The 25671-nt window shown below is 69.0% G+C and carries 26 protein-coding genes; 16 read left to right on the forward strand and 10 right to left on the reverse strand.

The annotated features are described in order from the left end of the window. Window positions 1–279: 279 nt before the first annotated feature. On the reverse strand, window positions 280–501 hold the full coding sequence (locus tag ACWDRB_RS38130; protein ID WP_449902125.1) for a hypothetical protein: 222 nt from the start codon (window positions 499–501) through the stop codon (window positions 280–282). A gap of 10 nt (window positions 502–511) precedes the next feature. Between ACWDRB_RS38130 and ACWDRB_RS38135 the strand changes: the two genes are divergently transcribed. Continuing rightward, on the forward strand, window positions 512–1525 hold the full coding sequence (locus ACWDRB_RS38135) for a DUF4192 domain-containing protein (RefSeq protein WP_449902127.1): 1014 nt from the start codon (window positions 512–514) through the stop codon (window positions 1523–1525). 739 nt (window positions 1526–2264) lie between these two features. Here ACWDRB_RS38135 and ACWDRB_RS38140 read toward each other — a convergent pair. Next, complete coding sequence (locus tag ACWDRB_RS38140) at window positions 2265–2612, reverse strand: hypothetical protein (RefSeq protein ID WP_357748149.1); 348 nt, start codon at window positions 2610–2612, stop codon at window positions 2265–2267. Between the two features lie 135 nt (window positions 2613–2747). Here ACWDRB_RS38140 and ACWDRB_RS38145 point away from each other — a divergent pair, with 135 nt between their 5' ends. Next, entirely contained in the window at window positions 2748–3341 is a 594-nt protein-coding gene (locus ACWDRB_RS38145) for a DUF4870 domain-containing protein (protein ID WP_449902129.1), read from the forward strand. Between the two features lie 916 nt (window positions 3342–4257). On the opposite strand, the gene ACWDRB_RS38150 is transcribed toward ACWDRB_RS38145, so the two are convergent. After that, the gene (locus ACWDRB_RS38150; RefSeq protein WP_449902132.1) at window positions 4258–4980 is read right to left on the reverse strand and encodes a septal ring lytic transglycosylase RlpA family protein; all 723 of its coding nucleotides are present in this window, start codon (window positions 4978–4980) and stop codon (window positions 4258–4260) included. Window positions 4981–5532: 552 nt separating this feature from the next. Beyond that, on the reverse strand, window positions 5533–5949 hold the full coding sequence (gene tnpA, locus ACWDRB_RS38155; protein WP_449902134.1) for an IS200/IS605 family transposase: 417 nt from the start codon (window positions 5947–5949) through the stop codon (window positions 5533–5535). A 22-nt stretch (window positions 5950–5971) separates the two neighbouring features. Here tnpA and ACWDRB_RS38160 point away from each other — a divergent pair, with 22 nt between their 5' ends. Further along, on the forward strand, window positions 5972–7333 hold the full coding sequence (locus tag ACWDRB_RS38160; protein WP_449902136.1) for an RNA-guided endonuclease InsQ/TnpB family protein: 1362 nt from the start codon (window positions 5972–5974) through the stop codon (window positions 7331–7333). On the opposite strand, the gene ACWDRB_RS38165 is transcribed toward ACWDRB_RS38160, so the two are convergent. Both ACWDRB_RS38165 and ACWDRB_RS38170 read right to left on the reverse strand, forming a co-directional pair. Continuing rightward, window positions 7267–8790, reverse strand: coding sequence for an ATP-dependent DNA ligase (locus ACWDRB_RS38165; protein WP_449902139.1), 1524 nt, complete (start codon window positions 8788–8790; stop codon window positions 7267–7269). The two genes, ACWDRB_RS38160 and ACWDRB_RS38165, sit on opposite strands and share 67 nt — an antisense overlap. Window positions 8791–9646: 856 nt before the next feature. After that, on the reverse strand, window positions 9647–10021 hold the full coding sequence (locus ACWDRB_RS38170; protein WP_319720114.1) for an FKBP-type peptidyl-prolyl cis-trans isomerase: 375 nt from the start codon (window positions 10019–10021) through the stop codon (window positions 9647–9649). A 72-nt stretch (window positions 10022–10093) separates the two neighbouring features. Between ACWDRB_RS38170 and ACWDRB_RS38175 the strand changes: the two genes are divergently transcribed. Next, window positions 10094–10849, forward strand: a complete 756-nt coding sequence (locus tag ACWDRB_RS38175; protein WP_449902142.1) for an SDR family NAD(P)-dependent oxidoreductase — start codon at window positions 10094–10096, stop codon at window positions 10847–10849. Between the two features lie 69 nt (window positions 10850–10918). On the opposite strand, the gene ACWDRB_RS38180 is transcribed toward ACWDRB_RS38175, so the two are convergent. After that, complete coding sequence (locus ACWDRB_RS38180) at window positions 10919–12358, reverse strand: GuaB1 family IMP dehydrogenase-related protein (RefSeq protein WP_350739319.1); 1440 nt, start codon at window positions 12356–12358, stop codon at window positions 10919–10921. A gap of 97 nt (window positions 12359–12455) precedes the next feature. On the opposite strand from ACWDRB_RS38180, the gene ACWDRB_RS38185 reads away from it, so the two are divergent. Beyond that, a complete protein-coding gene (locus ACWDRB_RS38185; RefSeq protein ID WP_449902144.1) occupies window positions 12456–12908 on the forward strand; it encodes a GyrI-like domain-containing protein in 453 nt (150 codons plus the stop codon). On the opposite strand, the gene ACWDRB_RS38190 is transcribed toward ACWDRB_RS38185, so the two are convergent. After that, the gene (locus tag ACWDRB_RS38190) at window positions 12905–13423 is read right to left on the reverse strand and encodes a TetR/AcrR family transcriptional regulator (RefSeq protein WP_363966351.1); all 519 of its coding nucleotides are present in this window, start codon (window positions 13421–13423) and stop codon (window positions 12905–12907) included. The two genes, ACWDRB_RS38185 and ACWDRB_RS38190, sit on opposite strands and share 4 nt — an antisense overlap. A gap of 78 nt (window positions 13424–13501) precedes the next feature. On the opposite strand from ACWDRB_RS38190, the gene ACWDRB_RS38195 reads away from it, so the two are divergent. Beyond that, window positions 13502–14731, forward strand: coding sequence for an FAD-dependent monooxygenase (locus ACWDRB_RS38195; RefSeq protein WP_449902147.1), 1230 nt, complete (start codon window positions 13502–13504; stop codon window positions 14729–14731). Here ACWDRB_RS38195 and ACWDRB_RS38200 read toward each other — a convergent pair. Beyond that, window positions 14686–15807 carry a CaiB/BaiF CoA transferase family protein gene (locus ACWDRB_RS38200; protein WP_449902150.1) on the reverse strand — a complete coding sequence of 374 codons (1122 nt, stop codon included), beginning with the start codon at window positions 15805–15807 and terminating at the stop codon, window positions 14686–14688. The two genes, ACWDRB_RS38195 and ACWDRB_RS38200, sit on opposite strands and share 46 nt — an antisense overlap. Window positions 15808–15926: 119 nt before the next feature. On the opposite strand from ACWDRB_RS38200, the gene ACWDRB_RS38205 reads away from it, so the two are divergent. The 10 genes from ACWDRB_RS38205 (at window position 15927) to ACWDRB_RS38250 (ending at window position 25285) form a co-directional block, all read left to right on the forward strand. Beyond that, window positions 15927–17465 (forward strand): serine/threonine-protein kinase, encoded by a 1539-nt coding sequence (locus ACWDRB_RS38205; protein WP_449902152.1) that lies wholly within the window; start codon window positions 15927–15929, stop codon window positions 17463–17465. After that, window positions 17462–18445: an NAD(P)-dependent oxidoreductase gene (locus ACWDRB_RS38210; protein WP_449902154.1), complete on the forward strand. Its 984-nt coding sequence runs from the start codon at window positions 17462–17464 to the stop codon at window positions 18443–18445. The genes ACWDRB_RS38205 and ACWDRB_RS38210 overlap by 4 nt, the downstream gene beginning before the upstream one ends. 131 nt (window positions 18446–18576) lie before the next feature. Continuing rightward, entirely contained in the window at window positions 18577–19926 is a 1350-nt protein-coding gene (locus tag ACWDRB_RS38215; RefSeq protein ID WP_449902156.1) for an FAD-binding oxidoreductase, read from the forward strand. 3 nt (window positions 19927–19929) lie between these two features. After that, the gene (locus tag ACWDRB_RS38220; RefSeq protein ID WP_449902158.1) at window positions 19930–21189 is read left to right on the forward strand and encodes a class I SAM-dependent methyltransferase; all 1260 of its coding nucleotides are present in this window, start codon (window positions 19930–19932) and stop codon (window positions 21187–21189) included. A gap of 317 nt (window positions 21190–21506) precedes the next feature. Continuing rightward, window positions 21507–21806: a type II toxin-antitoxin system RelE/ParE family toxin gene (locus ACWDRB_RS38225; protein WP_449902161.1), complete on the forward strand. Its 300-nt coding sequence runs from the start codon at window positions 21507–21509 to the stop codon at window positions 21804–21806. Further along, entirely contained in the window at window positions 21803–22138 is a 336-nt protein-coding gene (locus tag ACWDRB_RS38230; RefSeq protein ID WP_449902164.1) for a helix-turn-helix domain-containing protein, read from the forward strand. Before ACWDRB_RS38225 ends, ACWDRB_RS38230 begins: the two co-directional genes overlap by 4 nt. 421 nt (window positions 22139–22559) lie before the next feature. After that, entirely contained in the window at window positions 22560–23036 is a 477-nt protein-coding gene (locus ACWDRB_RS38235) for an SRPBCC family protein (RefSeq protein WP_449902167.1), read from the forward strand. Between the two features lie 125 nt (window positions 23037–23161). Beyond that, window positions 23162–23668, forward strand: coding sequence for a SigE family RNA polymerase sigma factor (locus ACWDRB_RS38240; RefSeq protein WP_350739297.1), 507 nt, complete (start codon window positions 23162–23164; stop codon window positions 23666–23668). After that, on the forward strand, window positions 23661–24911 hold the full coding sequence (locus ACWDRB_RS38245; RefSeq protein WP_449902170.1) for a hypothetical protein: 1251 nt from the start codon (window positions 23661–23663) through the stop codon (window positions 24909–24911). The genes ACWDRB_RS38240 and ACWDRB_RS38245 overlap by 8 nt, the downstream gene beginning before the upstream one ends. Next, complete coding sequence (locus ACWDRB_RS38250) at window positions 24908–25285, forward strand: hypothetical protein (RefSeq protein ID WP_449902172.1); 378 nt, start codon at window positions 24908–24910, stop codon at window positions 25283–25285. Before ACWDRB_RS38245 ends, ACWDRB_RS38250 begins: the two co-directional genes overlap by 4 nt. Here the strand turns inward: ACWDRB_RS38250 and ACWDRB_RS38255 are convergent, their stop codons facing one another. Further along, a complete protein-coding gene (locus tag ACWDRB_RS38255; RefSeq protein WP_449902174.1) occupies window positions 25286–25666 on the reverse strand; it encodes a YceI family protein in 381 nt (126 codons plus the stop codon). Between the last annotated feature and the right edge of the window lie 5 nt (window positions 25667–25671).

Consider the following 25671-nt stretch of genomic DNA (forward strand, 5'->3'; position numbering starts at 1 on the left):
CGGCTCAGCCCACCCCCTCCGGCTCCGGTCACCCCCTCCGGCTCCGGCCACTTCGCTTGGGGGCCTCGCGGGCTCAATCACCCGTCATCACCCATCGGGCACCAGCCGTCGCCGCCGCCCGCTACCAGCACCAGCCCTGGCTTGGGCAGCAAGAACCACCATCACCCAAAGAGCCCCAGCCGAAACCGGCGGGCAGTTATCCACAACGCCACTCCTGGACGTCCCCACTATCCCCAGAATCGCATTCGGGCCCGATCCCGCAGCCCTCGCCCGGGCACCCTAAGGGCCCATGACGACCAACCACTCCACCCCCGCGACCACCCCAACCCCCAACCCCACTCCCACTTCCACCTCCAAGGACTCCGACCCCACCACCGTCGCTCCCTCGCCGTCACCCTCAACCTCCCCTACGTCACCATCCCCGCCCTCCCCTCCCTCCTCATCCTCATCCAGCTTCACGTCGCTGGAGCCCTGTCTCACCCTCACCAGCCCCACCGACATCCTGGCCGCCGTGCCATACCTAGTCGGTTTCCACCCGAAGACCAGCCTCATCGTGATCGGCCTCGACCGTCGCCAGGCCAAGCTGGTGGCCAGATGGAGCCTCCCGTTCCCGCCCGGCACTCTCGCCTCCCTGGAGCCGGTCTTCGACCGGGAGGGCGTGACAGAGATCGTCGTCGTCGGCTACGGCCCGGGGGAGCTGGTGACCCCGGCAGCCGACGAGGCCAGACTCCTCGCCGAAAAGACCGAACTCCATGTAGGCGAAGCACTACGAGCACACGAGGGCCGTTACTGGTCTTACATCTGCGATCTCGCGACGTGCTGCCCGGCCGAAGGCACTCCGTACGACCTGACCACCAGCCAGATCGCCGCCGAGGCGACCATCCGAGGCCTGGTAGCCCTCCCCGATCGCGAATCCCTGGAACGTACGATCGCCCCCATCGCAGGCCCCGTACGCATGGCCATGCGCCGAGCCACAGCCGACGCGATCGCAGAATTCCGAGTCGACCTGACAGCCACCACAAACCTCGACACCTTCGCGACACAGTTCATCGCCGAAAGCCTGAACAGAGTCCGATCAGCCCTCCAGACCCACGAGGAAGGCGGCCGCCTGGACGACGCGGAGGCGGTGAAACTGGGCCTGGCCCTATCGATCACCCGAGCCCGCGACGAGGCCTGGACCCTCATGCAAGATTCCCACGTGCTCCTCTGGAAGGACCTGACCCGCAGGCTGGAGCCCCGCTTCATCCCACCGGCCGCATCCCTCCTGGCGATGGCTTCCTGGCGCGCGGGAAACAACGTCCAGGCCACCATCGCCCTGGAACGCGCCCTGACCATCGACCCCAGCTACTCGATGGCCAACCTCCTCATGCACGCCCTCCAAAATCTCCTGTCTCCCACGATCCTCCGAGACCGCCTCCCCACCCCGGCCGAACTCGACGCCGCCATGGGCCCACCCCACGCCTCCTGGCTCCTCCCCCTGGTGAACCTCCTGGACGAAGACGACCCGCACTCCCCACCCGAATAACGCCCACCCACCACCCACAAGCACCCTGCCAAGAGCACCAATCGAGGCCACCGAGCAACAACGCAATGGGGGACGACCTAATCCACGGGGAGGCGCCGATCGTCGCCATCCACCAGCCGCGAAAAAGCGGATCGTCGCCAACTGCCCGCCACGCGGAAGCGGATCGTCACCAACCGCCAGTCGTAAACCACCGACTGCCGGTTGCAGGTCGCGGGCCACCGACCGCTGGCTGTCAATCGCGGGTTGCCGATTGCGGGCGGTTGGTCGCGGTCATGAGCGATTGGCCGCGGGCGGCTGGCGTGAGCTGGGGCGGTCGGTCGCGGGTTGCCGATTGCGGGGTTGCTGATTGAGGGCTGCCGACTGCCGGTTATTGGGGTTGGCTGCCAGTCGCTGGCCGCGAGGCGGCGGTTGTTGGTCGGGTCGCAGTTCGGAGGGTTGTCGGTCGCCGTTTGCCAATCGTGAGCGGTTGGCCGCCAGCCGCGGGCTGCTGTTTGCGCTTGACGGTCGCAGTTGCAAGCGGGGTTGGTCGCCGATCGCCGGTTGTTGGTCGCCGGTCGTGCTGGCCGTGGGACGGCGGCTGTTGGTTGTGAGCCGCAAGCCTGGCCGCAAGTCGGGTGGCTGCCGGTCGCTGGCCGCCGGTTGTGAGTTCGCGGCCGCCAGCGTCAGCAGACACTGCGCCAATCGCCAGTTAGTCAGTGGTCCGCCAACGGGTGACCCGCTGGCGGACGGTTGTCGGGGGTCAGCTGCCGGTGTCTTCTTCGCGGCGGCGGCGCTCGTTGTAAGCGCGCATGCGCGGCGGATAGCCGGTGAGTTGTACGTCATAAACCGGGAGGGCAAGATCGCGGGCAACCTTGTGGATCACGGCAGGGGAACCAACCCTGCGCCTGGTCCATTCGCCGTCGTCGGCGACCGCCACGGCGGTCGTGTCGGTGGCGAAAGTCTCTGGCTCGACGTAAAACTCGACGCCGCGGCGCGAGCGGGCAAAAGCGATAAGCGCTTCGATGTCGGCGTCAGTCGCCTCGCGGTCGAACTTCGCGACCTTGGGGCCGCGCAGTCGACGAATGCCGTAGCGGTCTCGCCATCTCATGCATCCTTTTTATACCGTCTGGAGCCTCCGTGCGTCGGGGATGATCTAGGGGTCACATCCGGGATTCTCCCGATAGCACCGAGGGTCCGAGGGACGCAGTATGAGAGGTGACTGCCCGATTCTCAAAGGAGAGGCATGGCGATTATGGCTGGGGTACCACAAACCCCTGGGCCGGGACAGGTGCAGCCAGCTCATCTGCGCGTCACCCACCAGGACAGAGAGCACGTGGTCGAGCACGTCAAGGCCGCCTACGCGGAGGGCCGCTTCGACAAGCTCGAGTTCGACGACCGGCTGGAGCGCGCGATGACGGCGCGCACGCACGGTGACCTGATGCCCATCATGACCGAGCTGTACGGCGCTCAAGCCGTACCCCGGCTCGCCCCGATCCCGCCCCCGGTCCGCCCTGAGCGGGCGCCGGAGAGCAACGAACGTCTCGCCGCCGCCGTCGGTCACCTGCTGATGGTCGTCGGCATCCCGATCGCCGGCCCTCTGATCCTGCTGCTCACTGGCGCGAAGACCTCGCCCTACATCCGCAGGCAGGCGCTCGAGGCACTCAACTTCCAGCTCACGGTGGTGGGGGCCACGATTCTCCTGCCGTTCACGGTCATCGGTGTCGTGCTGCTCCCGGTCATCTGGGTCGCCGCCGTCGTCCTCTCCATCGTCGGTGGCATTACGTCCCTGACGGAGGGCAACTTCCGCTACCCGATGACGCTGCGCCTGGTGAAGTGACTCCACTCGCCAGCACCCGCCGAGATCGATACGAGCCCGGCCTGGTCCAGCCCAGCAAGGGGCCGCATCCAGTTAGGCCCTTTCGGAGTGGCGGCTGGGTCGGGGTTCAGCGCGAGAAGTGCGCTGATTCGGTGTGACGACCGAACGCTGGCCAGCGTTGGGGTGGGTGTCGGGGCTGGGGTTGATGTGGGCGGGCGTGTGTTGGTTTGGTGTGACGACTGCGCCAGTTGGCTTGGGGTGGGTGTCGGGGTTGGGGGTTGATGCGGGCGCGTGCTGGTTCAGTAGAACGGTCGTGTCGGCTGGCTTTGGGGTGGGCGTCAGGGCGGGAGTTGATGTGGGCGGGCACTGGTTCGGTCGAACGGTCGCGCCGGCTGGTTAAGGGTGGAGGTCTGGCCGGGCGAGGCTTGGTGCGGGGTGGGTGGTGGTTCGGTGTGACGACCGCGCCCCGTCTGGTGCCGTCGCTTGGGTGCGTTGGGTGCGTTGGGTGCGTTGGGTGCGGTGGAAGGGCTGCGGGGCTCCGGCCAGGCGTAGAGGTGCGGTGGACTGACGTCACCGTTGAGCCGGGCGCCCTGTGCCGGCGTCACACTGAATGGCCGCGTGGTTCAGATGCGGTGAGGGGGCTGCGGTAGCGGGGCAGGAGCTTTGAGCGTGCTGGCGGTAGTGGGGCAGGACCTCGGGACGGGGCGGCGTTAGCGGGCAGGGCCTTGGGGTGGGTGGCGTAAGCGGGGCAAGCCCTTGGGTGGGGTGGCGTACGCGGGTCGGGACCTCGGATGGCGCAAGCGGGGCAAGCCCTTGGGGTGGGGTGGCGTACGCGAGTCGGGACCTCGGATGGCGTACGCGGGTTGGGACCTCGGGGGGCGTACACGGGTTGGGACCTCGGGGGGCGTACACGGGGCAGGGCCTTGGGGAGACGGGGTTAGCGGGACAGGACCTCGTACTTGACGCGCATGACGCCGGCGCTGGTGTTGCCGATGGCGGAGAAGGCGGCTTCGGAGAGGTCGAGGCAGCGGCCGCCTACGTACGGGCCGCGGTCGTTGATGCGGACCGTGACCGATTCGCCCGTGCCGGGGTTGGTGACGCGGACCTTGCTGCCCAGGGGGAGGGTCTTGTGGGCGGCGGTCATGGCCGAGGGGTCGAAGCGCTCGCCGCTGGCTGTCATCTGGGGGTCGCCGTAGTAAGAGGCGCCGCAGGTTCCGGATGAGAGTACGCGGGTCTTCGGCTTGTGGGCCGGGGACTTGGCGGCCTTCGTAGGCGTGGGCGACGTGGTCCCGGGGGTTGAGCGCTTGGTCGCCGTGGGCTTGGCGGCCGGGCTCGAGGAGGACTCTGCCGGGGAGGCGGTGGTGTTCGGCTGGGCGGTCGCCGGGGACTTGGTGGGCCTCGGGCGGGCCGCCGCGGGCTTGGGGAGCGGCGAGGGCGACTGGGGGGTCGCCTGGCGAGCGGCTTCGTTAAGCGGCTTGGCCTGGAGTGGGGTGGGGGCTGCCGAGGGGTGGTTGGGGGAGCCGGTGGTGTCCATGGCGGCCCAGGCAGCGGTGGAGGCCGCGGCCACGACGGCGGCGCCGGCCGCGAGGGTGATCCAGCGGCGCTTGCCTGCGATGAGCTTGCGGTACTGAGGGGTCGGCTTGAGGGAATGCTGGCCCAAGGTAAACCACAGTCCTAGCTAGGGGATAGGGCAGGGAAAGGCCGGGCCGGAGGGGGCGGAGGGCGTACGGCGGCCGATCCGTAGGCGGGGAGGGGGATCCCGCGCAGTGAGGACGAACATATGCGACAAAGACTGAGTAAAGGCAACTTAATACGACAGTCAGTGACATATCTCACTTAAGCCACAAGATTGCTAAGAAGGCCCAGCGTGCGCCGTGGATCTTTGGGGGTTCCGGGAAACGCGAGAAAGCAGGCTTGATCGGCAATTGGTGCAGCTCAGGTGGGTGATAGGCGGAGCTGGGTGGGTGATAGGCCGAGGTGGGTGTGGTGATCGGCCGAGCTGGGTGGGTTGATATGCCGAGCGCCTGGTGATCAAGCCGTCAATCGTGGGTGTTTTTGTTCTTGACGGTTGCTGCTTGCTGATTGCAGGCAGGACCGGCTACCGGAATCGTCGGCAGTGCTCCGGCCTTCAGACCGGGGGTGAAGCCGACCAGCCCGCGTAGCGGGGCAGGAACAGCCGTTTCGCCGCCGGGCGAAACGGCGTTCACCCAGCTCAGACGGGCCGGTTTTGCTGCTCGATGTACTGGCGCAGAACACTGATCGGAGCGCCGCCCACCGATCCGGCGAAGTAAGAGCCCGACCACAGCTTGTTCGACCGGTAGTAGTGGCGGGCCAGTTCGGGGAACTCCTGACGCATCCGGCGCGAGGACACGCCTTTGAGGCTGTTGACCAACTTGGACAGGGCCACCTTGGGCGGGAAGTTGACCAGCAGGTGGACGTGGTTGTCTTCGCCGTTGAACTCGCGCAGTTCGGTTTCGAAGTCGGCGCACACGGATCTCATGATCTCTTGCAGTCGGGTGAGGTGCTCGCCGGTGAACACGCGATGGCGGAACTTCGTTACGAAGACCAAATGCGCATGCAGCACGAAAACACAATGTCTGCCGGTCCTGATATCGCCTTCGTCGGCCATAACCCAACCGTAGGATGATCGTGTGCGGTTGCGGTACTCCTTCCGGATCGACCCGACCTCGGGCCAGCGCATCGCGCTCGCGCGGGCGTTCGGGTGTGCCCGGGTGGTGTTCAACGACGCGGTCGCACTGCGCAACCACGCCCATGAGCGGGGCTTGCCGTTCATCACCGACGCGGAACTGTCCCGCCTGTTGATCACCAGGCGAAGCAGACACCCGCAACGCTCCTGGCTGGGCGAGGTGTCGGCGGTGGTGCTCCAGCAGGCGCTGGCCGACGCCTGCGCGGCGTTCCGGAACTTCTTCGCTTCTTTGGCCCAGACCCGCAAGGGGCCCAAGCTGGGGCCGCCGCGTTTCCGGTCCCGCAGGGACAACCGGCAGGCGATCCGCTTCACCGGCAACGCCCGTTTCGCCATCACCGCAGCCGGCAAGTTGCGGCTGCCGAAGATCGGCGATGTGGCGGTGCGCTGGTCACGGAGCCTGCCGTCCCAGCCCTCTTCCGTCACCGTGGTGAAGGATGCCGCCGGGAGGTATTTCGCCTCGTTTGTGGTCGAAGCAGCCGAAACCCCCTTGCCTGCGACCGAGGCCGAGACCGGGATCGACCTGGGCCTGACGCACTTCGCGGTGCTGTCGGGCGGACGGAAGATCGACAGCCCGCGGTTCCTGCGCCGAGCGGAGAAGAAACTCAAGCGGGCACAAAAAGCCCTGTCACGTAAGGAGAAAGGCGGCAAGAACCGGGCCAAGGCCCGAGTGAAGGTCGCCCGCCGGCATGCCAAGGTCACCGACGCGCGCCGCGAGTTCCACCACCGGTTGTCCACGATGCTGATCCGCGAAAACCAAGCGATCTATGTGGAGGATCTGGCGGTCAAGGGACTGGCGCGCACCGGACTGGCCAAGAGCATGCAGGACTCGGGCTGGGCATCGTTCATCGGCATGGTGGAGTACAAGGCGAAGCTGTACGGTCGGACGTTCGTGAAGATCGGCAGGTTCTTCCCCTCCTCCAAGCTCTGTTCGGCCTGCGGGGCGCTGGTCGAACAGATGCCGCTGGGACCTGCCCGTGTGGGGTCACCCATGACCGGGATGTCAACGCCGAGATCAACATCCGGGCTGAGGGACGCCGGATCGTCGCCGCTGGACGGAAACCCGTGCCTGAGATGGGCGGGAAGCGGAGACGGAAAACGCCTGCGGAGACCCGTAAGACCCCTTCGCCCGCTCCTCGGGGCGAGCGCGGGGGCACGGTCGATGAAACAGGAAGCCACAGAAGCGCCGCGTGACATCACACGGCACAGGCTGAATCCACGGCGTTCACGCCGGGGAGCGCGTCAAAGCATCAGAGAGCGCACGGTGTCGACCGTGTCGGCGTCTTCGACGCGCTTGTCCGGGCGGTAGCGCAGGACCCGGGCGAAACGGAGGGCCATGCCGCCGGGATAGCGGGGCGAGCGCTGGACCCCGTCGAAGGCGATCTCCACCACCAGCTCCGGTCGCAGCGTGACCGTCCAGTTGTCGGTGGGCCCCTCGGCCAGCTCGAGGAAGCGTTCGGTCTGCCAGGCCAGCAGTTCGTCCGTCAGGCCCTTGAACGTCTTGCCGAGCATCACGAAGCCGCCCGAAGGGTCACGCGCTCCGAGGTGGAGGTTGGAGAGCTTGCCCTCGCGTCGCCCATGACCCCATTCGGCGGCCAGGACCACCAGGTCGAGCGTGTGACGCGGCTTGACCTTGATCCATCCGGCGCCCCGGCGGCCGGCTGCGTAAGGGGAGGCCAGGGACTTGACCACCAGGCCCTCGTGGCCCGCCTTGACCACATCGGTGAAGAACTTCTCCGCCTCGGCAACGTCCCCCGTCACCAGTCGCGGCGTCAGCAGCCCCTGAGGGACCGCGCGGGCGAGCGCCTCCTGGCGCTGTGAATAGGGCAGGTCGAGCAGGTCGGCGCCGTCCACCCGCAGGGCGTCGAAGAAGAACACGCTCAGCGGCGTCTGCTCGCGCAGCTGGGCGACGTTGGTCTTGCTGGTCGCGCGGCTCGCCGTCACCTGGAACGGGTGCGGCCGCCCGTCAGGACGCAGCGCGAGCACCTCGCCGTCCAGTACGAGATCGTCGTACGGCATGTCGAGCACGGCCTCGACCAGCTCGGGAACCTGCGGCGTGATGTCGTCGAGCGTACGCGTGAAAACCTTGACCTCAGAGCCCGAACGGTGGGCCTGCACCCGCATGCCGTCGAGCTTCCACTCCAGCGCCGCGGGGGTGCCGGCCTTCTCCAGCGCGGCGGCGACGTTGGGCGCGCTGCCCGCCAGCATGGGCGAGACCGCCTGCCCCACCTGCAGCCGGAACGCACGCAGCGCCTCTACCCCGCCGCTCAGTGCGGCCGCTCCGACGGCGGGAAGCCAGCCGCGCAGCGTGAGCGCGCGGCGCACGTCGGCCGACGGCGCGCCGGACGCCTTGGCCACCGCCTCGATCATGACGCCGTCGAGCGCGCCCTGCCGCAGCTCACCGAACAGCAGCCGGCGCATGAACTGCTGCTCCTGGCTCGTCAGCCCCGCGAACAGCTCGGCCACCAGCGCCTTGCGCGCGGCCTGCGAGCCCGGCCCGGAAACCGCCTTGATCCTGCTCAGCAGCTCGTCGACCGCGGTCAGGGTGGCGGTGGCGGCCAGCTTGGGCTGGGGGATGTCCTCCAACGTGCGCCAGCCCACGCCCACCTGCCGCTGAGGCAGCTCACCCGAGAGGTACGAGATCGCGATCTCCGCCTCCTCCGGGCCGACCCGGCCCAGCAGCTCCGCCAGATGGCCCACCTTGCCGAGCCGAGCGGACGTGCGCGCCACCGCCTCGGAAACCCGGACCACGTCGATCAGAAGCACACGCCTATGTTGCCTTATGGTGCCGACATTTCCCCACCCGATATCGGCCAAGTGTCTGCCTTGTTCCCGGCACGGCCCCTCGTGCGGTTGCTCCCTTTTGGGATCATCGCGCGGGTTTCGTAGATGGGTGTCGCGTATAGGGCCCTTATTTGGGGCTTCTCAGGCGGGGGCACTCGGGTGCGCGGGCGGGGCCTCTCGTTTCGGGGGGCGAGGGTGATGCGGTGCCACGGCGGTACATGCGCCAGGGCGGCTGTCGCGTTGAATGGGCGATCGCCGTAGCGGGGTGGGCTGGCGTATCGGGGCAAGGCGGGGCAAGGCGCGTCGGGGACGTCGGTCGGGAAGGAGGGGGGAGGGAGCGGGGGCGTCGGTCCGGAACAGCGGCGCAGGGCGCGTGGGCGCGTCGGTTTGGACAGGCGGCGCAGGACGTGTGGGGGCGTCGGTCCGGAGGCGCGAGGCGGGAGGACATGGGGGCGCGGGTCCGGAAGCGACGGGGGTGCTGGTGTGGCGGCGTCGGGTCCGGGCGGGCGGCCAGTGTGAGGAGGAGCGTCGGGTCCGGAGGGGGTGGGGTGGGTGGGTGTGGAGGCGTCGGGCTCTTACGGGGTGGAGTGAGTGGTGTGGGGACGTCGCGTCCGGGCGGGCGGGCGGCGTGGGGAAGGGCGTCAGGCCCGAGAGGGTGGGACGGGTGGTGTGGGGGCGTCGGGTTCGGGCGGGCGGCGTGGGGAGGAATGTGGAGTCTGGAAAGGGGTGGGGTGTCGGGCTGGAAAGGGGTGGGGTGTCGGGCTGGAAACGGGTGGGGTGTCGGGAGGGAAGGGGTGGGGCGGGCCGTTTTGGGTTGGGTGGCCCGCCCCGGGAGGTGCTAGCTGACGCCGAGCAGGTCGACGACGAAGATGAGCGTCTCGTTCGGCTTGATGCGCGCGCCGGCCCCCCGGCTGCCGTAACCGAGATGCGGCGGGATGACGAGCTTGCGCCGCCCGCCGACCTTCATGCCCGCGACCCCCTGGTCCCAGCCCGCGATGACGCGGCCCGCGCCGAGCGGGAACTCGAACGCGTCGCCGCGGTTCCACGACGCGTCGAACTCCTCACCGGTCGAGAAGGCCACGCCCACGTAGTGGACGCGTACGCTGTGGCCGGGCTTGGCCTCCGGGCCGTCGCCCACGGTCAGGTCGACGATCTCCAGGTCGGCGGGCGGGTTGCCCTCGGGAAAGTCGATCTCGGGCTTTTCGAGTGCCACGAAGTGCTCCTGTTGATGATTGCTGACAATGAGACCCGACGACTCTATGCGGTCGGGATATCGTCATCGTTCATGACCGCCCTTTCTCCGGATGGGATCCTGCTCACCGGGCGCGTCGCCGTGGTCACCGGGGCGGCCAGGGGCATCGGGCTGGCGATCGCGGAGACGTTCGCCGCGTTCGGCGCTCATGTCGCGGTGTGCGACCGCGACAAGCCGCGGGCCGAGCTGGCGATGAAACTCGACGTACGCGATCACGTGGCGGTGGAGATCTTCGCCCAGGCCATTCGTGAGCGGTGGGGCCGGGTGGACATCCTGGTCAACAACGCGGGCGGCACCTTCCACGCGGCGTTCGCCGACACCTCGCCCCGCGGCGAGCAGATCCTCGTCGAGGAGAACTTCACGCAGGTCACCGGCATGATCAGGCGGTTGCTGCCGATGATGTCGCCGGGCGCGTCGATCATCAACGTGACCTCGAGCGAGGCCCACCAGGCGGCCCCTGGGTTCGCGGTGTACGCGGCGATGAAGGCCGCTCTGGAGAGCCTGACGAAGACGCTCGCCCTGGAGCTGGCTCCCAGGGGCATCCGGGTGAACGCGATCGCGCCCGACGCGCTGCGGACCGAGGGCGAGTCGGGCGTGCGTGAGCGCATGCTGGCCCGCCCCCTGCCCTACGAGCCGGTACGCGTCCCGCCGCTCGGCCGGCTGGGCGGCCCGGAGGAGGCCGCCGGCGCGGCCGTGTTCCTGGCCAGCGACCTGGCCAGGTTCGTCACGGGGGCGACGTTGCACGTGGACGGCGGCATCCACGCCGCCGGCGGCTGGCGCCGAAGCTGAAACAGCCGAAGCTGAAACAGCCGAAGCTGAAACAGCGGAAGCTGAAACAGCCGAAGAAGAACGCACAAGTCACCAGCTCTGGTGCAGCGGCATCCCCTCGGCGTACCCGGACGAGCTCTGGATCCCGACCACGGCCTGCGCGTGGAACTCCTCCAGGTTCGACGCCCCCGCGTACGTGCACGCCGACCGCAGCCCCGCCACGATGCCGTCGATCTGGTCCTCCACGCTCGGCCGCTTCGGGTCCAGATACATGCGGGAGGTCGAGATGCCCTCCTCGAACAGAGCCTTCCTGGCCCGCTCGAACGCCGAGTCGTCGGCCGTCCGCAGGCGCACGGCCCGCGCGGAGGCCATGCCGAAGTTCTCCTTGTACTTGCGCCCGTTCGCATCGGTGTGGGTGTCGCCGGGCGACTCGTACGTCCCCGCGAACCATGAGCCGATCATCACGTTCGACGCCCCCGCGGCCAGCGCCAGCGCCACGTCGCGCGGATGGCGTACCCCGCCGTCCGCCCACACGTGCCGGCCCAGCCGCCGGGCCTCCGCCGAGCACTCCAGCACGGCGGAGAACTGCGGCCGGCCCACCCCGGTCATCATCCGCGTGGTGCACATGGCGCCGGGCCCGACCCCGACCTTGAGGATGTCGGCCCCGGCGTTCACCAGGTCGCGCACGCCCTCGGCCGTCACCACGTTGCCCGCCACGACGGGCACGCCGGGGTCGAGGGCCTTGACGGCGCGCAGGGCCGAGATCATCTTCTCCTGGTGGCCGTGCGCGGTGTCCACGACCAGGCAGTCGATCCCGGCGTCGAGCAGCTCCTTGGCCTTGGCGGCCACGTCGCCGTTCACCCCGACCGCGGCCGCGATGCGCAGCCGTTCCTGCGCGTCGATCGCGGGCTGGTAGAGGGTGGCGCGCAGCGCGCCGAGGCGGGTGAGGATGCCGACCAGCCGCCCGCCGGGATCGACGACGGGGGCCAGCCGGTGGCGGCCGCCGTGCAGCCGTTCGAAGGCCGTGCGCGGGTCCAGCCCGGCGGGCAGCGTCAGCAGCTCGCTCGACATGACCTGTGAGAGCTGGGTGTACATGTCGACGCCCTGGCAGTCGGCGTCGGTCACGACCCCGACCGGCCGGTTGTCCCAGTCGACCACGATGATCGCGTCGTGCGCCCGCTTGGGCAGCAGCTGCAGCGCCTCGCCGACGGTGTCGTGGGGGGTGAGCGTGAGCGGCGTGTCGTGGACGAGGTCGCGCTTCTTGACCCAGTCGACGACGTCGGTCACGACGTCCTGCGGAATGTCCTGCGGGATCACGGCGATGCCGCCCCGCCGTGCCACGGTCTCGGCCATGCGCCGGCCGGCGACCGCGGTCATGTTCGCCACGACGACGGGAATGGTGGTGCCCGTGCCGTCGTTCGTCGACAGATCGACTGCGAGCCGCGAACCGACCGCGGATCGCGACGGCACCATGAACACGTCGCTATAGGTCAGGTCGTAATGAGGCTCGAGGTCGTTGAGAAACTTCACGTTCATTCATCTTATGCGGTGACAGCCCATTGAGGGGTTTCCCCCGTTGGATGGGGCTTATGATCGGCCGGGACACTTTTGGGGGAGGGAGGGCCCTGTGGACGTCACCGAACGGGGCGAATTGATCGTGGTCGGCCTCGCCGTACGCACCACGAATGCAGACGAGATGGATCCGTCGCGGGCGAAGCTGCCCGTACTTTGGCAGCGGGCCGGCGCTCCGGGGGCTTTCGCGCACGTGCCGGGGCGCGTGGACGAGAACCTGTACGCGGTGCTGACCGACTACGAGAGCGACCATCACGGCGCGTACACGCAGATCGTCGGCACCGGCGTGCGCACCGTGCCGCGGCTGCCGGAGGGCATGGTGGCCGTGCGCGTGCCGGCGGTCCCGTCGCTGCGGGTGGAGGTCCGCGGCCCGATGCCGCAGGCCCTCGTCGACATGTGGCAGCAGGTGTGGAAGCACACCGAGTCAGGGGGTACGCCGTCCCGCGCGTTCACCACTGACCTCGAGGTCCACCACCCGGACGGCGTGGACCTCTACCTGGCCATCTAGAGACCGAGCGCGGCGGCCGCCGCCTCGACGGCCGCCGGCTTGACCTCTTCGACCGGCAGGTTCGCGTATTCCACCGAGCAGTCGGACATGCCGCCCAGCGCCACCGTCGCCCGGATGTGCTGCGCCTGTGTGAGCTCCGGGCCCAGCAGCAGCGTGATGATCCGCCGCCGCCAGTCGAACATGCGGGTGCCCAGGTCGAGGAAGCCCAGCACGGACAGCTCCCGCACCATCATCATGGTCACCTCGCGGTGCCGCCAGATCAGCTCGAAGTAGTCGTCGAGCAGTTGCCGGGCGTCGCCGGGCTGACGCGTCGCGACGAACCGCTCGATGTCCTCCACCATCGGCTGCACGATGCTGCGGACGAGGTCGTCGCGCGAGGCGAAGTGGTAGTAGAGCGCGGGCTTGGTGATGCCCAGGCGGTCTGAGATCTGGCGCAGGCTCGTGTTCTGAACGCCCTGGGAGACGAACAGCTCGCGGGCCACCTCCTGGATGCGCGTCCTCGTGTCACTGGGCATGGCTGAAGAATACCCCTTACCTATCGTTAAGTAAGCTGCTAGCCTGGCACTTACCTATCGTTAAGTAAGGAGGCGGTCATGCGGATCCTCATCTCGGGAGCGAGCGTCGCGGGCCCGGCTCTCGCGTACTGGCTCACCAGGTACGGCTCCACCGTCACCGTCGTGGAACGGGCCCCGGCGCTCAGGAAGACCGGGGGCCACGCCGTCGACCTGTTCAGGCCGGCGATGGACATCGTCGAGAAGATGGGCCTGCTGGAGCAGGTCATGGCGAAGAAGACCGGCATCGAGCGGCTCACGATGCACCGGGAGGGCGAGTCGCGGCCCATCGAGCTGGAGCTGCGCCGCGTGATGAGCGCCGTCTCCGACCGGCACGTCGAGATCATGCGCGACGACCTGAGCGAGATCATCTACGACGCCACCAGGGACGACGTCGACTACGTCTTCGGCGACTCCATCGCCTCGATCTCCGACGACGGCGAGGTCACCTTCGACAGCGGCAGGACGGACACGTTCGACCTGGTCATCGGCGCCGACGGCCTGCACTCGAACGTCCGCCGCCTGGTCTTCGGCCCGGAGTCGGACTACGCCACGTGGATCGGCGCCTATCTGGCCGTCGTCTCGGTGCCCAACTACCTCGGGCTCGACGGCCGGACGGAGGTCATCGCGGGGGCGGGCCGGATGGCCGGGATCGGCACCGTGGACATGGGCGACGCGCGGGCGTTGTTCCTGTTCAGGACGCCGCGGCAGCTCGACTACCATCACCGCGACGTCCCCCGGCAGAAGGAGCTGCTGCGCGAGCACTTCGAGGGGATGGGCTGGGAGGTGCCGCGGCTGCTGGAGGAGCTGGACCGCACGCCGGCCTTCTACTTCGACTCGATCACGCAGCTCCGCATGGACACCTGGTCACGCGGCCGGGTGACGCTCGTGGGCGACGCCGGGTACTGCCCCGGTCCGGCCGTCGGCGGGAGCACGAGCCTGGCGGTCGTCGGGGCGTACATCCTGGCGGGCGAGCTCGCGACCTACGGCGGCGACCACACGCGGGCCTTCCCCGCCTATGAGGCCGAGATAGGCGATTACGTGCGCCGCAGCCGTACGTTCGCCATCAACGCGGCCAAGAAGATCGTCCCCGGCAGCCGGTTCGACCTCTGGGCGCTGGCCGCGACGGTGCGGCTGATCAACCACCTGCCGGTCGCGCTCACCACGGCGGCCGCCAAGATCAGCAGCAAGGGCGTGCGGCTGCACGACTCGATCGTGCTGAAGGACTACGCGAGCACCCCCTGGTCGCGAAGTTTGTCCGCCTCCTCCTGAGACAGCCCCCACTCCGAAAGGTCGCTGAGGCGGGTGGCGGGGGAGAGGTCCGGCCGGGGCGCGCCGAGCAGGCGGGGCGCGGGCATCGGCTGGGTGACGCCGCCGACCTCGACGAAGGAGCCCCGGGCCGTGTTGTGCGGGTGGTGGGGGGCCTCGGCCATGGACAGGACGGGCGAGACGCACGCGTCCGAGCCCTCGAAGAGCGCCTCCCACTCGGCCCGCGTGCGCTTCCTGAACTCCTCGGCCAGGCGGGCCTTCAGCGCGGGCCACTGCGTCCTGTCGTTCCTGTCGGGCAGGTCGGCCAGCCCCATCAGGCTCACCATCGCGTCCCAGAACTGCGGCTCCAGCGAGCCCACGGCCACGAACTCGCCGTCGGCCGTCTCGTACGTGTCGTACTGCGGGGCGCCGGTGTCGAGCAGGTTCGTGCCGCGCGGCCCCCAGTAGCCGCTCTGCGCCGCCTGGTAGAACATCGAGAACAGGATCGACGCCCCGTCCACCATGGCCGCGTCGATCACCCGCCCCTTGCCCGTGCGCTCCCGCTCGAACAGGGCCAGCAGCACCCCGTACGCCAGCATCAGCCCGCCGCCGGCGAAGTCGCCGAGGATGTTGATCGGCGGGGTCGGCCGGCCGCCCTCGCGCCCCAGCATCGACAGGACACCGGAGATCGCGACGTAGTCGATGTCGTGGCCGGCCGTGGACGCGAGCGGCCCGTCCTGGCCCCAGCCGGTCATCCGGCCGTAGATCAGCCGCTCGTTCACCGCGTGGAGGTCGTCGGGGCCGATGCCGAGCCGCTCGGCCACTCCCGGGCGGAACACCTCGATCACGACGTCGGCGTGCCGCGCCAGCTCCTTGAATGCGGCCACGCCCTCGGGGGACTTCAGGTCCAGCCCGATCGTGCGCTTCCCGCGATCCATGACATCGCCGCGCGGCCGGTCGGAGACCGCCTTGACCCGGTCCACGCGCAGCACCTCGGCGCCGTGGTCGGCCAGCATCATCCCGGCGAACGGCCCAGGTGCGAGCCCTGCGAGCTCGAGTACGCGTACCCCGGCGAGCGGGCCGTTGTGAACTTCAGGCATCTCCCCAGTAGAACAACATTCGGTGATCTATCGCAAGCGGCCTTCGCGACCTTCCGGCGAAGAGGTGGGAGGTATGGGAAACTTGCCCACTGTGTTCGGGTGGTCAACAGGGGTAGGACATGGTTTCGGATAGCAACCGGCTCATCGCGGCCCGCTACCAGTTAGTACGCGAACTGGGCCGCGGGGGCATGGGCGTGGTCTGGGAAGGGCAGGACACCCTGCTCAACCGGCAGGTCGCCATAAAGGAGGTGCTGCTGCCCGACGGGCTGTCGCCGGGCGAGCAGGAGCGCCAGCTTTTGCGGACCGCCCGTGAGGCCCGCACCGCGGCCAAGCTGAGCCATCCGTCAGTCGTCGCGATCTACGACGTCGTCGAGGAGGGCGGCCGTCCGTGGATCGTGATGGAGCTGCTGCGCCACCCCACGGTCGAGGAGGTCGTGCTCACCTCCGGCGCGCTCCCGGTGCGGGAGGCGGCCGAGCTGGGCCGGCAGGTGCTGTCGGCGCTGCGGACCGCCCACGAGGTGGGCATCCTGCACCGCGACGTCAAGCCGAGCAACATCCTGATGGCCGAGGACGGCCGGGCCGTGCTCATGGACTTCGGCATCGCCACCGCCGAGGGCGACCCGTCGCTCACCAAGACCGGCATGGTCACCGGCTCGCCGAGCTTCCTCGCTCCCGAGCGGGTCCGCGCCGAGCACGCGGGACCGGCCTCCGACCTGTGGTCGCTCGGCGCCACGCTGTACGCGTGCATGGTGGGCCGCTCGCCGTTCGAGCGGGGCGACCCCATGTCGACGCTCAACGCGCTGCTCAGCGAGGAGCCCGACTACCGCAGGATCCCGCCGATCATGCATCCGGTCCTGCGCGGGCTGCTGAAGAAGGAGCCGGAGCAGCGGGTCGACGCCGCGGAGGCCGAGCGGCTGCTCCAGGACATCCTCACGGCCAGGCCCGCGAGCGCCGACCGGGACGTGCCGGAGCGGAAACCCGGCGGCGGCCGGGGCCGTGCCGTGCTCGCGGCGGCCGCGGCGGCGGTCCTGGTGATCGTGGGCGGCTCGGTGGCGTACTTCCAGCTCGCGCCCCCGGCGGAGGGCGCCCCGCGGCAGACCGCTCAGCCGGCCGCCGCGACCCGCCCGCTCACGCCGGCGGCCACGGACACGCCTGAGCCGAGCACGACACCCACTCCGACGCCCAGCGTGACCAGGGCCGTCCCGATCACGCGCATGTGGAGGTCGCGTGACGGCTGGTCCATCATGCGGCCCACCGGCTGGCGCGGAGCTCTCAAAGAGGCCTACACGGAGTGGACGCGCCGGGACCGGAACGCGCATCTCGGGGTGGAGGCCGTCTACTCCGTCGTCGACCCGCACCAGATCATGCGCGACGCGCAGGAGACCGTCGCCCAGAACGCCCAGAACGTCGTCAACCGCGGTCGCAGGGTGGTCGTGCACCAGGGTACGAAGGCCGTGGAGTGGGAGTTCTCCTGGACCGCGGGCACCGGGGGCGACGCCCCGTGGGCCACGCCGGGCACCCGGTACCACGAGATCCGCCGCGCCGTCGCGATCGGCGACACGGCGTACGTCCTGTCCTGGACGGTCGACGAGGCCCAGTGGATGCGTAACAGAGGACTGATGCGGCAGGTGATCAGCAGCTTTACTGTGGGGGCATGAGCCCCTGGAACCTGCTCGCTCTGCCCCCGCTCCCCGAAGAGCTCCTGCGCCACCTGCTCGCCCCGCTGGGCGACCAGGTGACCGTACGTGTGCCGGCCGCCCGCGACAGGGACGCGCTCCTGGCCGCGCTGCCGGAGGCGGAGATCGTGCTCGGCGACTGGACGGGCACGCTCGCGATGGACGCCGAGGCGGTCAAGGCCGCGCCCCTGCTGGCGTTCGTGCAGCAGCCGTCCGTGGGCGTGGACGGCCACGACCTCGACGCCCTGGCGGCGGCCGGGGTGCCGCTGGCCAACACGCCGGGCGTCAGCGCGGTGGCGGTCTCGGAGTGGTGCCTGGCGGCCACGTTCTCGCTGTCGCGCAAGCTGACCGCCGCCGACGCCGCCGTACGCGCGGGTGAATGGCCGCAGCAGGGCCTGCAGCCGTACGAGCTGCGCGGGCGCCGCGTCGGCATCGTCGGGTACGGCCCGATCGGCGCCACCTGCGCGGAGATGTTCCGCGCTCTCGGCTGCCACGTCTCCTACTGGACCCGCACGTCCCGCGCGGACCCCGGCTTCGCGGACCTGCCGGAGCTGATCTCCTCCAGTGACGTGCTCGTCGTGGTGATCGCGCTGTCCGACGAGACCCGCGGCCTCGTCGACCCCGGCCGCATGAAGCAGGGCGCCCTGCTCGTCAACGCCGCGCGGGGTGGCGTCGTGGACCAGCAGGCGCTCGTCACGGCCCTGCGCGAGGGGCGTCTGGGCGGTGCGGCGCTCGACGTGTTCGACGTGGAGCCGCTGCCGCTTGACGACCCGCTGAGGGACCTCCCGAACGTCCTGCTGTCGCCGCATGTCGCGGGGGTCACGCCCGAGGCCACAGGCCGTCTGCTCACGGCGACTCTGGACAACCTCACCGCCGCCGTCGAGGGCCGCGAGGTGCATAACGTGCTTAACGGCGTAAGCTCCGTGATCTTTAGAAAGTTTACGCAATCGCCTACCAAGTAGGCATTTCACCTGTCACTATGAACAGTTTTCGTGTCTTTAACGACCCCGGTCTATTCGAGGTCGCTCACGGGAGATACCGTCTTACGGACGATCTCTACCAGCTCAAGGGGGTGCTTGCCGTGCCGACGAAGATGTCGACACACCAACGGGCAGTAGAGCAGATCCGGCAGTCGTACGCCGAGATCCCGGGCGGTGCCGCCCCGCGCCTGGCCAAGTCCACGTCCAACCTCTTCAGGTTCCGCGACGGCGGCAGGACGGCCAAGCTCTCGGCGAGGGATCTCGACGAGGTCATCAGCGTCGACCCCGAGACCATGACGGCCGAGGTCCAGGGCATGACGACGTACGAGCACCTGGTGGACGCCACCTTGCCGTACGGGCTCATGCCGTACGTGGTGCCGCAGCTCAAGACGATCACGCTGGGTGGCGCCGTGACCGGGCTCGGCATCGAGTCCACGAGCTTCCGGGACGGCCTGCCGCACGAGTCGGTGGAGGAGCTCGAGATCCTCACCGGTGACGGGCGCGTCGTCGTGGCCCGCGGCGACAACGAGCACCGGGAGCTCTTCCGCGCGTTCCCCAACTCCTACGGCACGCTGGGCTACGCGCTGCGCATCCGGATCAAGCTCCGCAAGGTCCATCCGTACGTGCATCTCACGCACGTCAAGTTCACGGACGCGGCCAAGTGCATGCTGGCCCTGCAGGAGATCTGCGACAGCATGGTGCACGACGGGGAGAGCGTCGACTTCGTCGACGGCGTCTACTTCAACCCGGGGGAGATGTACATCACGGTCGGCCGGTTCGCCGAGCGTGCCCCTTATGCCTCGGACTACACGGGGATGCGCATCTACTACCAGTCGATCAGGCAGCGCAACCGCGACTGGCTGACCGTGCGCGACTACCTGTGGCGCTGGGACACCGACTGGTTCTGGTGCTCGCGGGCGTTCGGCGTGCAGCAGCCCGTCGTGCGCTCCCTCATGCCGCGCCGCTGGATGCGTTCCGACGTCTACCGCCGCCTCGTGGCGCTGGACAGGAAGTACGGGGTCACCGCCCGCATCGACAGGTGGCGCGACCAGCCCGTGCAGGAGTCCGTGATCCAGGACGTCGAGGCTCCGGTCGAGCGGGGGGCGGAGTTCCTGGAGTTCTTCCACGACAAGGTGGGCATGACACCGGTGTGGATGTGCCCGCTGCGCTCGAATTCGCGCTGGCCGCTCTACCCACTGGAGCCGGGCAGGCTCTACGTCAACTTCGGATTCTGGGGCATGGTGCCGTTGCCGCGGGGGCAGTTCGACGGCTACTACAACCGGCTGATCGAGCGCGAAGTGCACGAGCTCGACGGTCACAAGTCGCTCTACTCGACCTCGTTCTACGCGCGCGAGCAGTTCTGGCAGCTGTACAACGGCGACGCCTACTGGCCTGTCAAGCGGGAATACGATCCGAACGGTCGCCTGCTTGACCTCTACGAAAAATGTGTAGCGGGAAGGTGAGCTGTGGCGCTGGCAACCATCTTTGAGAAAATCGTCGGCTCGGAAGCGAACGTCGCGTTCCAGGCGTACGACGGCAGCAAGGCAGGTCCGGACGGGTCCGACCTGAGCATCGAGGTCAAGTCGCCGATCGCGGTCGCCTATCTGGCGCAGGCGCCCGGCGAGCTGGGCCTGGCAAGGGCGTACATCTCCGGCCACATCGACGTACACGGCGACATGTACGCACTGCTCGACCGCATGTGGAACATCACCACCAACGACCTGACCACCCAAGAGAAGATCGCCGCCGTCCGCGCCCTGGGCGTCAAACCACTCCTCATGCGGGTGCCACCACCACCACAGGAGATGCGGCAGAGCGCCCTGGCCAGGCTGGGCTCCCGTCACGCCAAGCAGCGTGACGCCGAGGCCATTCACCACCACTACGACGTCTCCAACCGCTTCTACGAGTGGGTCCTGGGGCCGTCCATGGCGTACACGTGCGCCGTCTTCCCCTCGGAGGAGTCGACGCTCGAGGAGGCCCAGTACGCCAAGTTCGACCTGGTGGCCCGCAAGCTCGACCTCAAGCCGGGCATGCGCCTGCTGGACGTCGGCTGCGGCTGGGGCGGGATGGTCATGCACGCCGCCAAGCACTACGGCGTCAAGGCCCTCGGCGTGACGCTGAGCCGCCAGCAGGCCGAATGGGCCCAGAAGGCCATCGCGGACGCGGGCCTGCAGGACCTGGCGGAGGTCCGCTTCATGGACTACCGCGATGTCAAGGAGTCGAACTTCGACGCGGTCAGCTCGATCGGCCTCACCGAGCACATCGGCAAGGACAACGTCCCGTCGTACTTCGACTTCCTGTACGGCAAGCTCAAGCCGGGCGGCCGGATCCTCAACCACTGCATCACTCGGCCGACCGGCAAGGAGAAGACGTTCAACAAGGGCGGCTTCATCAACCGGTACGTCTTCCCCGACGGCGAGCTGGAGTCGGTCGGCTGGCTGGTCAGGCAGATGGAGGACACCGGCTTCGAGATCCGCCACGAGGAGAACCTGCGCGAGCACTACGCCAAGACGCTGCGCCACTGGTGCGACAACCTCGACGCCAACTGGTCGGACGCGGTCGAGGAGGTCGGCATGGGCACGGCCCGGGTGTGGGCCCTGTACATGGCGGGCTGCATCGTGGGCTTCGAGCGCAACAAGGTCCAGCTGCACCAGGTGCTGGGCGTCAAGCTCGACAAGAACGGCCGCTCCAGCATCCCCCTCCGCCCGGCCCTCGACTGGCCCTGAAACACGGCCTTCGCCTTGGGAGGCGCTACGCGCCATGCGAGCGCTCAGCCAGCGCCTCCCAAGGGGGGCTGCCGCCCCCTTTCGATCCCCCGCAAACCCCCGCTCGCTGCGCTCGCCGGAGCGCCGGCGGGTTTCGCGGTTACCGGGTCCATTGACTTGTCGGCCAGGTGCGACGCCGGATGAATGAGGTTCGGGCGCGAGACAACGTGCCTCCACCCTGGCCCGCTTGCCGCGCAGGCTTGGTCGCCTGTCAGCTCAGCGGGGGGGTCACCGCCGAATCCGGCGACCGGCAGCCATAATTGTTCAAGCGATCCCGGGTGCAGGTCGTCGATGCCGTCGACCGACTGGCAGAGGCCGGTCCGAGCCTGGGCCGTCCGCTGGTCGACAAATTAGAGGGCTCCCAGGTGCACAACCTGAAGGAACTACGTCCTGGCTCGGCAGGTCGCTCCGAGATCCGGATCTTGTTCGTGTTCGATCCGTGGCGGTCGGCGATCTTGTTGGTCGGCGGAGACAAGTCCGGTGACTGGTCGGACTGGTATCGGCGGACCATCCCCCACGCCGAAGAGCTGTATGCGAAGTACCTGGCCGAACGCGAGGCGGAAGAGAAGGACCGATGACGAACTTTCCCAAGTGGAGCGACGTCCGAGCCGACATCGTGGCCACCTCCGGCGGCGAGGAGGCCGTGGCTGGGGCCCGGCGGCGTAATCAGGCCTACATCGACGGCTACCGGCTGGCCGAACGGCGCAAGAGCCTGGGCCTGTCACAGACTGAGGTCGCTGACCTGATGGGTGTGACCAAGAGCCGGGTCTCCCAGATCGAACGCGGTGAGGTGTCCACCGTGGAGGCCATCGCCCGCTACGTACAGGCTCTCGGCGGGCAACTCCAGATCTCGGCCGTGTTCGGCGATGACCTGTACATCCTGCGCGGCACCGACACTCACGCGGCATAAGCCGAACACCATCTTCACGGCCCGATCATGCAACTCCTGGGGATACGTCCCTGCGCGGGCTTGGCTGCCGGCCTTTCAGTCTTGGAGCTTCCGATCGTGGTCGTCATTCCGCTGGGAACGTCGGAACCGTCCAGAGGTTCGGCGGGCGAGGTGGTGTGCTCGACGGGCGAAGGTTCCTCTCAAATGATCGGCATGGCATGGGGTGCCATTTCTCCTCCAAAGCGGAGGATCCTCCCCCCGAGTAGGAAGAACCTCCACCGTGAGACGTCTCCGGGTGACGCCCTGTCCTCGGAGCGGGACGGCACCGGCAGGGACCCCGTTCGCGAGTTCCGCCCGGAGGAGGACGTGCCGGGCCCGGACCGAGCACCAGAGTGCCGTACTCGCACGGTGACGCCTTTCACCTGATGGCTAAGATCCGCGCATGTCCCGTTTCGAGGTGGCCACCCTGGTCCTCGCACCGCCGCCGGTCGTCTTCGATGCGTCCTTGTCGGTCGAGCTGCACGCCTCCTCCATGCGCGGCTCGCGCGAGCAAGCGGTCGCAGGGGTCACTTCCGGACAGCTCTCCCTGGGCGACCAGGTCACGTGGCGAGCGCGGCACTTCGGCTTCACCTGGCACCTGACCTCGACGATCAGCGCCCACATCCGCCCGTCGTACTTCGTCGACGAACAGGTGAGCGGCCCGTTCCGGTATTGGCGCCACGCGCACGCCTTCGAACCGGCACGCGACGGCGACAGCGGCGTCGAGGCGACCCTCATGAAAGACATCGTCGACTTCGCCGCGCCCGCCGGGCCACTGGGTACTCTCACCGATGCTCTCGTCCTGCGGCGTTACATGACCAAGCTGATCCTGCTGCGGAACGCGCACATCAAGGAGACGACCGAAACCGCCAGGCAGTGACGACCCCACTGTCGCCGTTCATCATGGCCAAGGTCCGCAACACCTGGTGAGGCTCCCGGCCCGAGTGCTGTCCGCGGCATTTTTCTGTCGTCACTCAACCATCCGGCCGACTGAAGTGTCCTTGGATGCCGGAGGTAGGAGTGGACGACCCGACATTTGAGAGATTCGCGGAGCAGCGGCTGCCGGCGCTCTATCGCTACGCCATGGTCCTGACCCAGAACAGGCATGACGCCGAGGACCTGGTGCAGGAAGCGCTGACCCGTACCGGCCTGCGGTGGAGCGCGATCAGGCGCAAGGACGACCCGGAGGGGTACGTCCGCACGGCCATGGTCCGCATCATGGCCAACCGCTGGCGGCGGCCGAAGCGTGAGGTGAGCGTGCCGGATCCGCCCGAGCCCGCGACAGAGGACGCGGGGCTGGAACGCCTGCTGGACGACGGCCTCCGCGCCAGGATCGCCGAGCTGCCTCCGCGCATGCGAGCCGTACTGGTGCTGCGTTACGTCGAGGAACGCGGCGACGAGGAGATCGCCCGGCTGCTCGGCTGCAGCCGCGGGACCGTCAAGAGCCAGGCGTCACGGGGGCTCGCCCGGCTGCGTGAGGCCGTCAAGACCGAGGAGATCGAGCATGGATGACCTGGAACGCCGTCTCGCCGCGCTGCTCAGCGAGCCTTCCCCGGACGATCCGCCGCCCGGCCTGGCCGATCGGATCCACCGGGCCGTGGCCACGCGCCGCAGGAACAAGCGGGCCTTGGCGCTCGCTGTAGCGGCGGGGGCGACGGCGGTGCTGGTGGGCGTGCCCCTGGCCGTACGCGGCGGGAACGGCGACGCGGCGACCACGGCGAACTTGAGCCCGACCCCCGCCTCGACCGCACCTTCCGAGCCGACCGTGACGGCGTCCAGCCGGCCCGAGCCCACCGTGACCAAGACCGTGACGGCCACCCCGGACCAGGCTGACGTCAGCCTCCCCGCCGGGGTCCGCCTCGAACAGGCCCTGCGTCAGTTCATGAACGTGACGAGCGTCGTGGACGTCGAGGGCCGCACGGCGCAAGGCCGGCCGTTCGTGCCCGCGGCGCTGGGCAGCGACGGGACGGTCCTGGGCGCGACGCCCGACGGACAGGTGGCGGAGGTGGACGCCGGCGGCGGCACGCCCGAGGAACTCGGCTTCCGGTCTCGGTCGGGGCTGGGGACGGCCGCGGACTTCCGTACCTGGACGGAGTTGAACGGCTCGGCGGCCGACCAGCGGTGCCGCACGGCGGACGGGACCACGCGCACGATCAGCCCGCAGGGCACGGACCCACGGGGGAGGGTCTGGGTGGACGGCGGCGTGGTCGTCGGCAACGACGTCATGCGGCAGCCCTGGATGGCCAAGGGATGTGCGCAGGTGGGTACGGTCGTCAAGTCCGGGGACCCGGCGAGCGGGTCGGCGGTGGCGTTCTCCTACCCCGACCTGTTCACCGCCGAGCGGGCGAACGACAAGGTGCTTCGCATCGTCGACGTCGAGACCGGCAAGGTGACAGCCGAGCATCCGCTGCCCGACGGCGTCCGCGCACAGAGGATGGGCGATCCGGACCAGAAGTGGTACGCGGCGGCGTCCGGGAAGTGGTTCGCCTGGGTGGCCGGCGACACGCTGCGGTGGACGCCGCGCGACACCTGGGGGGCCGTGTCGGTGCTGCCCGGAGTTCCGACGCCGAAGAAGGGCGTCTCGCCCTGGATGACGGCGGGCAACCGGATCATCACCTACAACACCGGGGCCACCTCGTTCGTGCTCGATCCGGTCACCGGCCGGCGGTACAAGAGCCCGGACGTCGTCCTGGCGGCAGGCGACTGGCTGCTGTGGAGGTCCGGCGACGGCTACCGGCTGGCCAACCTTCGTTGAGGTCTCCGGCAGGCGTCCTGCTGGTGCTCGTCGCGATCCCGACCGTCGCGAACCTGGCCGGCGGCGGCCCGACGTGGATCTGGACGCCGTCGCTCCCGATGCCTTTGCTGCGTCTGGTCACGGAGGCGGGACTGCTGGACATCTGGCTGGTCGCCGACCTGCTCGCCGCCGTGGGTGTGCTCGGCGGGCTCGCGGTGGCGGCCACGGCCGTCGCGGAGCAGGCCGTGGCCGCGACACTGCTGGCCCTGGTCGGCGCCGTCAGCCTCGCCGCCGCGGCGACCGGGGCCCCGCTGCCCCTCTGGTACGCCCTCGCCTACACGGCCGGACTCGTGCTGGTACTGCGGGCGTGGCGCCGGGGTGGCGACGTGCGGTGATCAGGCGGCCTTGACGGCGGACAGGTCGAACTCGAGCGTGACCCTCTCGGAGATCATCACGCCGCCCGTCTCCAGAACCGCGTTGTACGTGATGCCGAAGTCCTTGCGGTTGATCACCGTGCTGCCCTCGAAGCCGACCCGGGTCAGGCCCTGGGCGTCGATCGCGGTGCCGGTGTAGTCGAGGGGGACGGTGACCTGCCGGGTCACGCCGCGGATGGTCAGCTCGCCGGTGACCTCGAACCTGTCGCCGCCGAGGTGCTTGACGTCGGTGGCGTCGAAGGTGATGTACGGCTGCGCGGCGGCGTCCAGGAAGTCGCCGGTGCGCAGGTGGTCATCGCGGTGCTGGTTGCCGGTCTGGATGCCGGCCACGTCGAGGACCACGTGAA

It is taken from the genome of Nonomuraea sp. NPDC003707 (assembly GCF_053587055.1).